This window comes from Rhodococcus oxybenzonivorans (genome assembly GCF_003130705.1).
Classification (GTDB): domain Bacteria; phylum Actinomycetota; class Actinomycetes; order Mycobacteriales; family Mycobacteriaceae; genus Rhodococcus_F; species Rhodococcus_F oxybenzonivorans.
Genome location: NZ_CP021354.1, coordinates 638,694 through 651,453 on the forward strand (window position 1 = coordinate 638,694; position 12,760 = coordinate 651,453).

Here is a 12,760-nt window from a genome sequence, read left to right on the forward strand (position 1 = left end):
ATCATGACCACCATCGCTGTCGTCGGTGCCACCGGTCAGGTGGGCATCGTCATGCGCACTCTCCTCGAGGAACGAAACTTTCCCGCGGACACGGTGCGGTTCTTCGCCTCCGCGCGGTCGGCGGGCAAGAAGCTGCCGTTCCGCGGTGAGGAAATCGTCGTCGAAGATGCGTCCGCCACCTCCGACGAGGACCTGAAGGGCATCGACATCGCGCTTTTCTCGGCCGGTGCGACGCTCTCGCGCGAGCAGGCCCCACGGTTCGCCGCTGCAGGCGCCGTCGTGGTCGACAACTCGTCCGCGTTCCGCAAGGACCCCGACGTTCCCCTGGTCGTCAGCGAGGTCAACCCGGAGCAGGCGAAAAATCCGCCGAAGGGCATCATCGCCAACCCCAACTGCACCACGATGGCCGCGATGCCGGTCCTGAAGGTGCTGCACGACGAGGCCGGACTGCAGCGCCTCATCGTGTCCAGCTACCAGGCGGTGTCGGGCAGCGGTATCGCCGGCGTCGAGGAACTGGTGAGCCAGGCGCGCGCCGTCATCGACAATGCGGAGAAGCTGGTCCACGACGGCAGCGCCGTCGACTTCCCCGCCCCGAACAAGTACGTCGCGCCCATCGCGTTCAACGTGCTGCCGCTCGCCGGCTCTCTCGTCGACGACGGCAGCGGTGAGACGGACGAGGATCAGAAGCTCCGCAACGAGAGCCGCAAGATCCTCGGCCTGCCCGACCTCCTGGTGTCGGGTACGTGTGTCCGCGTCCCCGTCGTCACCGGGCATTCGCTGTCGATCAACGCCGAGTTCGAGCGTCCGCTGTCGGTGGAACGCGCGCAGGAGATTCTGTCGAAGGCTCCCGGGGTGCAGCTCGTCGACGTGCCCACCCCGCTGCAGGCTGCGGGCAGCGATCCGTCGCTGGTCGGGCGCATCCGCCAGGATCCGGGTGTCCCCGAGGGCCGCGGTCTGGCGCTGTTCGTGTCGGGCGACAACCTGCGTAAGGGTGCCGCGCTCAACACCATTCAGATCGCCGAACTGCTGGTGTGATCTCCCCACGTGAGTGGCAGAGCACGCTCTGCCACTCACGTGCGGTTCACCCGGCACGTGCGAGGCGCACACGAGTTCGCCGACCCTAGGGTTCGGACATGGGCTCGGTTCTCGGAGAAATGCTCCCGCTCGCAGTCGGTGTCGCCATTTCACCGATCCCGATCATCGCGGTCATCCTGATGTTGTTGTCGAAGCGCGCCGGCGGTGCGAGTGCGGGCTTCGGTGTGGGGTGGATCGCCGGAATTCTTGTGGCTACCGGCCTCGTCGTGCTCTTCGCCGGCGGTATCGACGCCACCGACTCCGACGGTCCGTCGGCGACCACGTCATGGGTCAAGATCGTCCTCGGCGTGCTCCTGCTCGTGCTCGCCGGACGGCAGTGGAGAAGTCGCAATGCCGACGCGGAACAGCCGAAGTGGATGCGGGCAATCGATGACTTGAACATCGTCAAGTCGATCGGACTCGGATTCGTCCTGGCGGCAATCAACCCGAAGAACCTTCTGCTGTGTGTCTCCGCGGGCGTGGTGATCGGCTCGTCCGGTGTGAGTGGCGGTGAGCAGGCGATCGCGCTGGCGGTGTTCACCGTGCTGGCCGGGTCGACGGTGATCGTTCCCGTGGTCGCCTACGCAGTCGCCGCCGACAAGATGCACGGCACCCTCGACAACCTGAAGGTCTGGTTGCAGGCCAACAACGCCGCGGTGATGAGCGTGCTGCTACTGGTGATGGGAGCCGTCGTTCTCGGGAAGGGATTCGGCGGAGCGTTCTGACGCGACCGCGTCGGGCCCGCGGAGGTACCGCCCGATGTAGGCCTCGTCCAGTGCGAGCGCCTTGGTGATCACCGCTGCTCCCACGATGACGACTGACATCACGAAAAGCCAGCTGATCGCGGTGAATACCAGGCCGAGTGACCCGAATTGATGCTGTGCCGAGGCGGTGATCCGGGGGAGAAGGATACGTCCGCCGACGTGGAGAGTGGTCAGCGCTGCGGCGGTCAGCGCCCCGGTGGCCCAGAGCACGCGGCCCTCGAGGGTGCCCATCGTCAGCAGATACGGGCTGAGCGTCCAGACGGCCATCCACACCGCGAACTCCCCGGCGACTGCGAGCGGTGGTCCGATGAACCGGACGCTCGTGAGCTCACTCGCCAGGCCGATCGCTGTACTCGACAACGCAACGACGAACAGGACCACGAGCCACCGCCAGGCGTCCCGGAGATTGATCGACGGGACGTTCCAGATCTTCCCGTAGATCCGGGCGAGGGCCCGGGCAAACGACGTGCCGCTGATCGCGATCATCAGCAGGCCGACCACCCCGAAGGCCGCGAACGACGGGTCCGTGGTGTCCACGGCGCCGGAGGTGGAGGACAACTCCGTGGGGTCGAAACCGAACTGGGTCTTGATGGTGCGGGCGGTCACGTGCCAACTGCTCAACGTCGAGGCTGCAATCATCACGGGCAGCACCGACGTGAAGATCCGCGCGGCGAGCGTCATCGACCGGTCGACGAGTTCGATCTCGATCAGCCCGTCGATGACCCGTCGAACCGTGCGGCCCGGAGGAGTGCCCTGCATCCAGCCGTTGGCCGATTCGGTCCGCGCCGCGAGAGCTTCCCGAGCCAGCATCACTGACAACTTGGTCGACCGCACCTTACTTACTCAACCGCAGTGAACGCGGTCTGTCTTCATCCCCGTCAGGTGAGTCCGGCACGCGTTCACTCGCGGACGACGCATCGGAAACCGATGTGGCAGGTCGACGTCTCCTCGGTGTCGCCTTGCCGAGCCGACGGCCGGTATCGGAGGCAGTAATTCGGTGCGCAGAGGTGTGAACCACCCTTGATCACTCGCCGCGCATAGGGTTCGCCGGGGTTCTCGGCGTGCGCGGTGTCGACGCGCGGGTTGGTCGGAATGCAGCAGGAACTGGTCGGCGCGACATTTTTCCCGCTCGCGGAATGATCAGCTGTGAAGTGGTCGGTGGTCCACTCCCACACGTTGCCGGCCATGTCGCTGAGTTCGTATCCGTTGGGCCGGAAGTGACCCACCGGCGACGTGCGAGCGAAGCCGTCCGCGAGCAGGTTCTCCCAGGGGAACCGGCCCTGCCAGACATTTCCGCCGGGCCTGCCACCCGGCTCGTGCTCGTCACCCCACACGAACGGTTGCCGGTCCAGTCCGCCTCGCGCCGCGAATTCCCACTCCGCTTCCGTCGGCAGATCTTTGCCTGCCCACTCCGCGTACGCGCGGGCATCGAACCACGACACATGGGTGACGGGATGGCGTTCACGTCCGCCGACGTTGCTGCCCGGACCCTCCGGATGACGCCAGTCCGCTCCCGGCGTGAACGACCACCAGCGGGTGTAGTCGTCGAGCGGCACCGGTCCCGGTGTCGGGGTGAACACGAGCGAGCCGGGGACCAGCAACGACGGGTCCGCGTCCGGGTACTGCGCGGGGTCGGGGGCGACCTCGGCGGTGGTGACGTGACCGGTGTCTTTCACGAACCGCCGGAACTCGGCGACGGTTACCGGGTGCGAGTCCATCCAGAACCCGTCGACCGTCACCTGGTGGACCGGGCGCTCCTCGGGATAGAAGTCCTCCGACCCCATCCAGAACGTGCCACCCGGGATCCATGCCATGTTCTTCGGTACCGCTCGAGTCATGGGGCCAGCGTGGCACGGTCGGCGCGCGGGTGCGACAGAATCCCCGGTGCTGAAACCGGGCTGAGGGGTACCCCACTCGAGGTACCGTCGGCTTTCCGAGTCGCAACAGGATATTCATCGTGCAGGGGGCGCCGGCGAATGGATGGACGGATTCCGCGCAGGTCGTTCGTTCGTGGTCTGGCACTGACGGCCGGGCTGGGCGCGGTAGGGGTCGGCTCAGCGAGTGCGTTCCCCTTCGGCATCGACCCCCTGCGGCCCTTCGTTTTCCGGTCACCGCCACTCGAACCGTTTCGGGACCCACTTCCCCTGCTGCCGACACTCGGTGGCACTTCCGTCGAGGTACACGCGAGCAGCACGATGCACACGTTCCACTCCGACCTTCCCGCCTCCCCGGCGCTCGCGTACGGCGGTGTCGACTACCTGGGACCGACGATCGAGGCTCGGGTCGGCGAACGGACATCGCTCGTCTACCGCAACGACATCGTGAGTAATCCCCTCGCCGCCGATGTGGACACGAGGTTGCACGGCGTGACCGAAGCGGACCGCACCGACGTGGCGACCGCGCTGCACCTGCACGGGGGGTCCAATCCGCCCGAGTTCGACGGGCACCCCGAGCACACGCTGCGGCGCGGGCAAGGGCTGGTGTACGAGTTTCCGAATCAGCAGGACGCGTGCACACTCTGGTATCACGACCACGCGATGGGGGTCACCCGGCTCAACATCTTCGCTGGACTGGCCGGTCTGTACCTGCTCCGCGACGAGTTCGACACCGGTACCGCGGGCAATCCGCTCGGGCTGCCCGCCGGCGAGTTCGAGGTTCCGCTGATTCTGCAGGACAAGAATTTCACGGAGGACGGCAGGCAGAGCGTCCGCTCCAACCCGCTGAACCCGCAGGGCAGCTGGGAAGCGGCGACCCCCGGCGACACCGGCGTGGTGAACGGCAAGGTGTGGCCGGAGATGGCCGTTGCGCGCGGGCTGTACCGCCTGCGCATGGTGAACGCCGCCTCGTTCAGCATGTGGAACCTCTTCTTCGACAATCGAATGCGGTTCTGGGTCATCGGCGCCGAAGGCGGATTGTTCGACGCCCCGGTCCCCGTCGACCATGTTCGCCTCGGACCGGGTGAGCGCGCCGACCTGCTCGTCGACTTCGGCGCTCTGGCGCCCGGCGCGACCGTCGAGCTGCGCAACGACGAAGCGATCCCCGACCAGGTGGCGCAGCGCGGGGTCCTGCCCATGCCGCGTTTCTGCCGTTTCCGTGTGGGAGCTGCGGCGGGGTACACCGGCCCGGTGCCGCAGACCCTGCGCGGCGGCCGCCGGCAGCCGCCTCTGCTGGCGCCGGTCGCGCAACCTCAGGTGGTGCGCAACGTCTCGGTACTGCAGGTCGGACAGGGCCTCGGGCAACCGTCACCGCTGATGTCCCTCAACAACCTGCGCTACACCACCGACGACATCGAAATGCCGCGCCAGGGCACGGTCGAACAGTGGAACATCGTCAACGCCACCCCGGAGCCGCACCCGATTCATCTGCATCTCGTGAGGTTCCGCGTACTCGGGCGGCAGGCGGTCGATACGGCCGCACTGATGTCGGCGTCGCCGCTCCCCGCGGTCGGGACACGGTGGACGCCGTCTCCGGATCCGTTCACCCGGGGACCGGTGCTGTCGCCGCAGCCGTGGGAGTCCGGTTTCAAGGACACCGTGATCGCCGATGCCAATTCCGTCACCCGGGTGGTCGTGCGGTTTCCGACAGCCGAGGAACTGGGCTTCGATCCCGATGCGACCTTCGGCATGTCGGCCCATGCGACGGACCACTCGGGTGGACACACCGGGCAGGCACCCCAACCTCTGCGGGGCTACGTCTGGCACTGCCACATGCTCGATCACGAGGACCACGACATGATGCTGAAGTACCGCCTCGCCCCGTGAGTACTTCTTAACCTCCCGTTGTTAATAAGCACTCACAGGCGCTTGGGCAATTTAAAAGCAGTCTGGACTGTTTTGATTTTTCGGCCTACAGTGCAGATGTGACCTCCGACATAGCAGTCGCCAAATCGACCCGTACCCAGGCCGAGCGCACCGCCGCGATGCGCACACGATTGCTCGAGGCTGCGGTCGACTCGCTGGTCGAGCTCGGCTACGCGGGCACCACCACCCAGGGCATCGCCCGCCGGGCGGGTGTGTCGCGGGGAGCCCAGCTACACCATTTCCCCACCAAGGAGTCGCTGGTGGTGGCGGCAGTGGAGTACCTCGTCGACAAGCGGATGGCGGAGATTCTCGCCGCCGAGGTGGACACCGACCGCGGCATCGACGTGCTGGCCGACGCCTTCTCCGGCCCGTTGTTCTATGCGGCACTCGAGTTGTGGGTGGCCGCCCGCACCGACTCCGCGTTGTTCGAGGCGATGGTTCCGCTGGAGCGGAAGGTCACCGAGGCCCTGCGGCAGGGGTCGGCGGAGGTGTTCGGCGATCGGTACGACGCCGACACCATCGAGATCGGTATCGAATTGGTTCGCGGTCTCGCGGTGTCGGCATTGTTCCGGACGCCCGAGGCCGATCGCTCACTACGCGCGCGGCTGCTGCCGGCGTGGGAATCGAAGGTGAAGAAGTCGTGAGTCTTCCGCAACATGTACACACGCTGGTCGTGGGAGCCGGTTTCGCAGGAATGGGTCTCGCGGCGCGGATCCTGCGGTCCGGTCCGGAGGCCGACGTCCTGATCATCGAGCGCGGCCACGATGTCGGCGGAACGTGGCGCGACAACACCTACCCGGGGTGTGCGTGCGATGTCCCGACGTCGCTGTACTCGTTCTCCTTTGCGCCCAGCGCCGACTGGAGTCACACCTTCGCCCGGCAACCGGAGATCTACCGGTACCTGAAGAAGGTCGCTGCCGACACCGGCATCCTGTCGCGGGTCGTGACCGACTGCGCCCTGGAGCAGGCGGACTGGGACGACGCCAAGGCGGTGTGGCATGTGCGCACGAGCCGTGGCTCGTTGACCGCCGATGTGGTGGTGGCGGCCACCGGCGCCCTGTCGACCCCGAGTATCCCGGATATGCCGGGACTCGACACGTTCGGCGGCACCACGTTTCACTCCGCGACATGGAATCACGATCACGACCTCACCGGTGAACGGGTGGCCGTCATCGGCACGGGGGCCTCGGCGGTACAGTTCGTTCCGGAAATCGCGCCCCGCGCGAAGCATGTGACGGTCTTTCAGCGCACGCCGGCGTGGGTCATCCCGCGGCTCGACCGAGTGCTCTCCGATCCCGAAAAGCGTCTGTATCGACGGATGCCGTTGGTGCAGAAAGCTGTCCGTGGTTCTGTCTACAGTTTCCGGGAAGCGCTCGGCGGAGTTCTGGCCCATGCCACCGGACTGCTGCCGTTGTTCGAAATGGTGGCCAAGGCGCATCTGCGTCGGCAGGTGCGCGACCCGGAACTGCGACGGAAGCTCACCCCCGATTTCACGATCGGCTGCAAGCGGATGTTGTTGTCGAACGACTGGTTGCGGACGCTCGACCGGCCGGACGTCACGCTCGTCGACGCAGGCCTGGCGGGTATCACCGAGGATGGTGTGGTCGACGCGGTCGGCAACGAACACAAGGTCGACACCATCATCTTCGCCACCGGTTTCACTCCTACGGAACCGCCTGTCGCGCACGCGCTCCGGGGCACCGACGGGCACACGCTGGCCGAGCACTGGAAGGGCAGTCCGCACGCCTACAAGGGGACCACGGTCACCGGATTCCCCAACCTCTTCCTGATGTACGGACCCAACACCAACCTCGGGCACAGCTCCATCGTGTACATGCTCGAATCGCAGTCTGCGTACATCACCGACGCGCTCGATGCCATGCGCGACAACGACATCGCGGCGTTCGAGGTCACCGAGGAGGCGCAGCGACGGTACAATGCGCGGATTCAATCCGGCTTGCAGAGCACCGTCTGGAACAAGGGTGGTTGTTCGAGCTGGTATTACGATGCGGAGGGCCGTAACTCGGTGCAGTGGCCGACGTTCACCTTCAGATTCCGCTCGCAACTGCAGCGCTTCGACCGGGAGAATTACGTGGCGCGTCGGAAGTCGGAGCAGGAGGCCGTCGCGTGACGCACTACGACGTGGTGGTGGTCGGTTCGGGTTTCGGCGGCAGTGTGGCTGCGCTGCGGCTCACCGAGAAGGGCTACAAGGTCGGAGTGCTGGAGGCGGGACGGCGTTTCGCCGACGACGAGATGCCGGAGACCAGCTGGAGATTGCGACGCTATCTGTGGGCTCCGTGGATGGGTTGCTATGGCATGCAACGTATCCACCTACTTCCCGATGTGCTCGTGATGGCGGGTGCCGGTGTCGGCGGTGGATCGCTCAATTATGCCAATACCCTGTATCAGCCGCCCCGGCGCTTCTTCGAAGACAAGCAGTGGGCGCACATCACCGACTGGCAGTCGGAGTTGGCGCCGTACTACGAGCAGGCCAAGAGGATGCTGGGCGTGCGGACCAACCCACTGTTCACCCCGGCCGACGCGATCATGCGTGAGGTGGCGGAAGAGATGGGGGTCGGTGAGACGTTCACATCCACGCCGGTCGGTGTCTTCTTCGGCGAGCCCGGAGTCGCGGTCGCGGACCCGTACTTCGGGGGCAAGGGGCCTGATCGGGCCGGCTGCACCGAGTGCGGTGGCTGCATGACCGGCTGCCGCGTGGGCGCCAAGAACACACTGGTCAAGAACTACCTGTACCTGGCGGAACAGGCCGGTGCGCGGATCCACCCGCTCACCACGGTGAAGGAACTACGTCCACGTCAGGGCGGCGGATACGAGGTGCGTACTCGTCGAACGAACGGTATCCGTAAGCGGGAGAGCACCTTCACCGCCGACCAGGTGGTCGTGGCTGCCGGCACGTACGGAACCGCCCGGCTGTTACTCGCGATGAAGGAGGCCGGAACCTTGGCGCGGTTGTCGCCGCGGCTCGGAACGGTCGTCCGGACCAATTCGGAGGCCGTACTCGCGGCCACCGCCAAGAACCGGAGCACCGACTTCACGCGCGGCATCGCCATCACGTCCTCATTCCACCCCGACGACCACACTCACATCGAACCTGTCCGATACGGCAAGGGCAGCAATGCGATCGGTCTGCTGCAGACCGTCCTCAGTGATGGCGGCGGCCGGACACCTCGACTGCTGAAGACCGTCGGTGTCGCACTGCGCCGACCCGACGCCTTCCTGCGCAGTCTGTCGGTGCGGCACTGGTCCGAGCGGACGGTCATCGCGCTGGTGATGCAGACCGACGACAATTCGTTGGAACTCACCAAGGGGCGGGGACGCTTCGGGCGTGCGGTCACCAGTCGGCCCGGTCCCGGCGCTCCGCCGCCGGAGTGGATACCTCAGGGGCACACGGCCATCCGCAAGGTCGCCGACAAGATCGACGGTGACCCCGGTGGCTCGCTGGGCGACGTGGTGAACATCCCGATGACCGCCCACTTCCTGGGTGGCTGCGCGATCGGCGACTCGCCCGACACCGGAGTCGTCGACCCGTACCTGCGGGCCTACGGGCACGACGGACTCCACGTGGCGGACGGATCCGTGGTCAGCGCGAACCTGGGCGTCAATCCGTCGCTCACCATCACCGCGCAAGCGGAGCGGGCGTTCGCGTTGTGGCCGAACAAGGGAGAGCTGGACCCCAGACCTGATCCGGGCGAGCCATACGTACGTATCGATCCGACGCCGCCGCGCTTCCCGGTGGTACCGGCCGACGCGCCGGGAGCCCTGCGGCTTCCGCTCACCGTGACGACCCGAAAGGAGGCCGTCGATGTGGAGCGTGCCTGAATCGACCACCGACCGCACCGAATGGCCCGAGAGCGCGCCGCCGCCGTGGCCGGCCGGGGTGCGTGCAACGCTGTGGTGGCATCGCGCGACCGCCGCCGCCCGTGAACTCGGACCCGAGGGTGCGGTGCTGCCGGTGACCCTCGCCATGATGGTCGACTACCTCGACTCGCCCGTCGGGCCGTATCGCGAGATCCTGGCAAGCCCGGTGCTGCGGGCGCCCGGTCGTCGCAGCGGTCCGATGCCGCGCATGGCCGTGCCGTTCATCGCGGTCGACTCGGAACCGTCCGTCCACGGCGGACGCGTGCACTGGAGCCTGCCCAAGGTCCCAGCCGCGTTCGACGGCGACGTCCACGGTGTGTTCGAGGCGTCATCCGTGTCGTCATCGGGAGGCCAGTGGCGTGTGTCGACGACGGCGCACCCGCGCGGTCCGCGGCTGCCGATCGCGGGCGCCTTGGGGTTCGCTCAGCCTGCAGAGTCGGGTGGACGCCTGGTGACGGCGTCGGCCCGGCTGCGCGGGCACTTCCGGTACGCCCGTGTGAGCGTTCGGGCAGTGGGTCCCACTCTGGCCGACTGGCTGGTGGCCGGAACTCATCATGGTGTCGTGATCACGGACGGCCGTATGACTACCGGGCCTGCAAAGCTGCGCTGAGCGATCGCTTTCTTGACTAATTCCAAAAAAGGGTCATACTGGACCACATGCGACACGACCACGATCCCCGAGCGCAATTGCGTGACGTGGGCCTCCGTGTCACTGCACCCCGGGTGGCGGTGTTGAATGCGGTTGCCGCGCAGCCGCATTCCGACGTCGACGACATCGCTGCCGTGGTGCGCGACCAGTTGGGTTCGGTGTCCACGCAAGCCGTGTACGACGTGCTGAAAGCGTGCACGGCCGCCGGTCTCCTTCGCCGTATCGAACCTGCGGGGTCGCCGGCACGGTTCGAGACGCGAACCGGAGACAATCACCACCACCTCGTGTGTCGATCGTGCGGCACCGTTGCAGACGTCGATTGCGCCGTCGGCGAGGCGCCGTGCCTGGAGCCGTCGCAATCGCACGGTTTCCAGATCGACGAGGCCGAAGTCGTCTTCTGGGGGCTGTGCGAACAGTGCCGGCCCGGGTCGACGGCACCCCAGTCCTGACCTGTCTTCCCTACCACCCTCACACTGAGCACTCTGGAGGCTTTGCCATGCCTGAAACACAGCGCGCTACCACCACCAACGCCGGAATTCCTGTCGTCAGCGACAACGAATCGCTCACCGCGGGACCGCAGGGCCCCATCCTTCTGCACGACCATTATCTCGTCGAAAAGCTCGCCCAGTTCAACCGCGAGCGTGTCCCGGAGCGGGTGGTCCATGCCAAGGGCGGCGGTGCCTTCGGTGAGCTGGTGGTCACGCACGACGTGAGCCGGTACACGAAGGCGAAGCTCTTCCAGCCGGGAGCGAAGACCGAGTCGCTCGTGCGCTTCTCCACGGTCGCGGGCGAGCAGGGCAGTCCCGACACGTGGCGTGACCCCCGCGGATTCGCGGTGAAGTTCTACACCGAGGACGGCAACTACGACCTCGTCGGCAACAACACGCCGGTCTTCTTCATCAAGGACCCCATCAAGTTCCCCGACTTCATCCACTCGCAGAAGCGTCTGCCGGGTTCCGGCCTGCGCGACCACAACATGCAGTGGGACTTCTGGACCCTGCGACCCGAGTCGGCACACCAGGTCACCTGGCTGATGGGTGATCGCGGAATTCCGAAGACGTGGCGTCACATGGACGGTTTCGGCTCCCACACCTATCAGTGGGTGAACGCCGAGGGTGAGCGGTTCTGGGTGAAGTACCACTTCAAGACCGACCAGGGCATCGAGTTCCTCACCCAGGCGGAGGCCGACGAGCTGGCCGGCACGTCGCCCGACCACCACCGCGCCGACCTGTACGACTCGATCACCCGCGGCGAGTTCCCCAGCTGGACGCTGAAAGTGCAGGTCATGCCGGTCGCCGAGGCGGAGGGGTACCGATTCAACCCGTTCGATCTCACCAAGGTGTGGTCCCAGAAGGACTACCCGCTGATCGAGGTCGGCAAGTGGACCCTGAACCGCAACCCCGACAACTTCTTCGCGCAGATCGAGCAGGCCTCGTTCGAGCCGTCGAATGTGGTTCCGGGAATCGGCTTCTCGCCCGACAAGATGCTGCTCGGGCGTGTCTTCTCCTACGCCGACGCACACAGGTACCGGATCGGCGCGAACTACGCCCAATTGCCGGTCAACGCACCGAAGAACCAGGTCAACTCCTACTCGCAGGACGGGGCGATGCGGTACGCGACCAACTCGCCGGAAACGCCGGTGTACGCGCCCAACTCGTACGGCGGTCCCCACGCGGACGCGTCCCTCGCCGGGGACGAGGGCCTGTGGGCCTTCGACGGAGAGTCGGTGCGCGCCGGCTACATCCAGCACTCCGAGGACGGCGACTTCACCCAGGCCGGCACGCTCGTACGTGAGGTTCTCGGTGACGACGAACGCGAGCGGTTGGTGAACAACATCGTCGGGCACGCGCTCGATGGCGTCAGCGAACCGGTTCTGCTGCGCGTCTTCGAGTACTGGAAGAACGTCGACGCCGACCTCGGCAAGCGCGTGGAAATCGGTGTCCGCGAAGGACAGAACAAAGCCTGAGGCGCACCGCCGGCGTCGGTGTCGATGCGCCCGCAACGAAACACGACCAGTGAGGAACTACATCATGAGTAATCCCATCACCAGCACGTTGGATCCCGCGCAGCAGAAGACTGCCGGCGACGCACTACAGGCCACCGTCGTGGATCTGATCGACCTCACCCTCATCGCCAAACAGGCGCACTGGAATGTGATCGGCCAGAACTTCCGGTCGGTGCATCTCGCGCTCGACGAGCTCGTGAGCGCGGCCCGCGACTTCACCGACGAGGCGGCGGAACGCGCGACCGCGATCGGCGTCAGTCCCGACGGCCGCGCAGCCACGGTCGCACAGGATTCCGGGGCCAAGGGCATCGGCGAAGGGTGGACCAAGGATGCCGAGATCACCGCGTCGATCGTCGGTAACCTCGCCGCCCTGATAGACCGCCTCCGCGAGCGTATCGCGGCCACCGAAACGGCCGACCCGGTGACGCAGGACCTGCTGATCTCCATCACCGCGCGGCTCGAGCAGTTGCATTGGATGTGGCAGGCGCAGGGCGTCTGAGCACTTCGGGTCCGGACGTACTTCGTCGCCGCCGACGGTGCCGGAGTACGTCCGGCGTGTGACTGGAGTGTCGGATGGTGTTGCTAGGTT

General features: G+C 66.3%; 12 protein-coding genes. 10 read left to right on the top strand and 2 right to left on the bottom strand.

Features of this window, described 5'->3' with window-relative positions; genetic code table 11:
* Nucleotides 1-3 precede the first annotated feature (3 nt).
* Nucleotides 4-1,035: an aspartate-semialdehyde dehydrogenase gene (locus tag CBI38_RS03185; protein WP_109326324.1), complete on the top strand. Its 1,032-nt coding sequence runs from the start codon at nucleotides 4-6 to the stop codon at nucleotides 1,033-1,035.
* Between the two features lie 98 nt (nucleotides 1,036-1,133).
* Nucleotides 1,134-1,799 (top strand): GAP family protein, encoded by a 666-nt coding sequence (locus CBI38_RS03190; RefSeq protein WP_109326325.1) that lies wholly within the window; start codon nucleotides 1,134-1,136, stop codon nucleotides 1,797-1,799.
* Here the strand turns inward: CBI38_RS03190 and CBI38_RS03195 are convergent.
* Both CBI38_RS03195 and CBI38_RS03200 read right to left on the bottom strand, forming a co-directional pair.
* Nucleotides 1,746-2,651: a hypothetical protein gene (locus CBI38_RS03195; RefSeq protein WP_109334824.1), complete on the bottom strand. Its 906-nt coding sequence runs from the start codon at nucleotides 2,649-2,651 to the stop codon at nucleotides 1,746-1,748. The genes CBI38_RS03190 and CBI38_RS03195 overlap by 54 nt on opposite strands.
* Before the next feature lie 86 nt (nucleotides 2,652-2,737).
* Nucleotides 2,738-3,676 (bottom strand): formylglycine-generating enzyme family protein, encoded by a 939-nt coding sequence (locus tag CBI38_RS03200; protein WP_109326326.1) that lies wholly within the window; start codon nucleotides 3,674-3,676, stop codon nucleotides 2,738-2,740.
* Nucleotides 3,677-3,814: 138 nt separating this feature from the next.
* On the opposite strand from CBI38_RS03200, the gene CBI38_RS03205 reads away from it, so the two are divergent.
* The 8 genes from CBI38_RS03205 (at nucleotide 3,815) to CBI38_RS03240 (ending at nucleotide 12,670) form a co-directional block, all read left to right on the top strand.
* Nucleotides 3,815-5,599 (top strand): multicopper oxidase family protein, encoded by a 1,785-nt coding sequence (locus CBI38_RS03205; protein WP_109326327.1) that lies wholly within the window; start codon nucleotides 3,815-3,817, stop codon nucleotides 5,597-5,599.
* Between the two features lie 158 nt (nucleotides 5,600-5,757).
* Nucleotides 5,758-6,282, top strand: a complete 525-nt coding sequence (locus CBI38_RS03210; RefSeq protein WP_109334825.1) for a TetR/AcrR family transcriptional regulator — start codon at nucleotides 5,758-5,760, stop codon at nucleotides 6,280-6,282.
* On the top strand, nucleotides 6,279-7,769 hold the full coding sequence (locus CBI38_RS03215; RefSeq protein WP_109326333.1) for a flavin-containing monooxygenase: 1,491 nt from the start codon (nucleotides 6,279-6,281) through the stop codon (nucleotides 7,767-7,769). Before CBI38_RS03210 ends, CBI38_RS03215 begins: the two co-directional genes overlap by 4 nt.
* Complete coding sequence (locus CBI38_RS03220; protein ID WP_109326334.1) at nucleotides 7,766-9,478, top strand: GMC family oxidoreductase; 1,713 nt, start codon at nucleotides 7,766-7,768, stop codon at nucleotides 9,476-9,478. Before CBI38_RS03215 ends, CBI38_RS03220 begins: the two co-directional genes overlap by 4 nt.
* The gene (locus CBI38_RS03225; protein WP_109326335.1) at nucleotides 9,462-10,127 is read left to right on the top strand and encodes a hypothetical protein; all 666 of its coding nucleotides are present in this window, start codon (nucleotides 9,462-9,464) and stop codon (nucleotides 10,125-10,127) included. The genes CBI38_RS03220 and CBI38_RS03225 overlap by 17 nt, the downstream gene beginning before the upstream one ends.
* A gap of 47 nt (nucleotides 10,128-10,174) precedes the next feature.
* Nucleotides 10,175-10,615, top strand: a complete 441-nt coding sequence (locus CBI38_RS03230; RefSeq protein WP_109326336.1) for a Fur family transcriptional regulator — start codon at nucleotides 10,175-10,177, stop codon at nucleotides 10,613-10,615.
* 47 nt (nucleotides 10,616-10,662) lie between these two features.
* Nucleotides 10,663-12,132 carry a catalase gene (locus CBI38_RS03235; protein ID WP_109326337.1) on the top strand — a complete coding sequence of 490 codons (1,470 nt, stop codon included), beginning with the start codon at nucleotides 10,663-10,665 and terminating at the stop codon, nucleotides 12,130-12,132.
* Between the two features lie 64 nt (nucleotides 12,133-12,196).
* Nucleotides 12,197-12,670, top strand: a complete 474-nt coding sequence (locus CBI38_RS03240) for a Dps family protein (protein ID WP_109334826.1) — start codon at nucleotides 12,197-12,199, stop codon at nucleotides 12,668-12,670.
* Nucleotides 12,671-12,760: the final 90 nt, after the last annotated feature.

Coding starts and splice junctions, on each gene's coding strand:
- CBI38_RS03185 (WP_109326324.1), top strand. CDS start 4: ATGACCACCATCGCTGTCGTCGGTGCCACCGGTCAGGTGGGCATCGTC.
- CBI38_RS03235 (WP_109326337.1), top strand. CDS start 10,663: ATGCCTGAAACACAGCGCGCTACCACCACCAACGCCGGAATTCCTGTC.
- CBI38_RS03230 (WP_109326336.1), top strand. CDS start 10,175: ATGCGACACGACCACGATCCCCGAGCGCAATTGCGTGACGTGGGCCTC.
- CBI38_RS03205 (WP_109326327.1), top strand. CDS start 3,815: ATGGATGGACGGATTCCGCGCAGGTCGTTCGTTCGTGGTCTGGCACTG.
- CBI38_RS03240 (WP_109334826.1), top strand. CDS start 12,197: ATGAGTAATCCCATCACCAGCACGTTGGATCCCGCGCAGCAGAAGACT.
- CBI38_RS03210 (WP_109334825.1), top strand. CDS start 5,758: ATGCGCACACGATTGCTCGAGGCTGCGGTCGACTCGCTGGTCGAGCTC.
- CBI38_RS03190 (WP_109326325.1), top strand. CDS start 1,134: ATGGGCTCGGTTCTCGGAGAAATGCTCCCGCTCGCAGTCGGTGTCGCC.
- CBI38_RS03225 (WP_109326335.1), top strand. CDS start 9,462: ATGTGGAGCGTGCCTGAATCGACCACCGACCGCACCGAATGGCCCGAG.
- CBI38_RS03200 (WP_109326326.1), bottom strand. CDS start 3,676: ATGACTCGAGCGGTACCGAAGAACATGGCATGGATCCCGGGTGGCACG.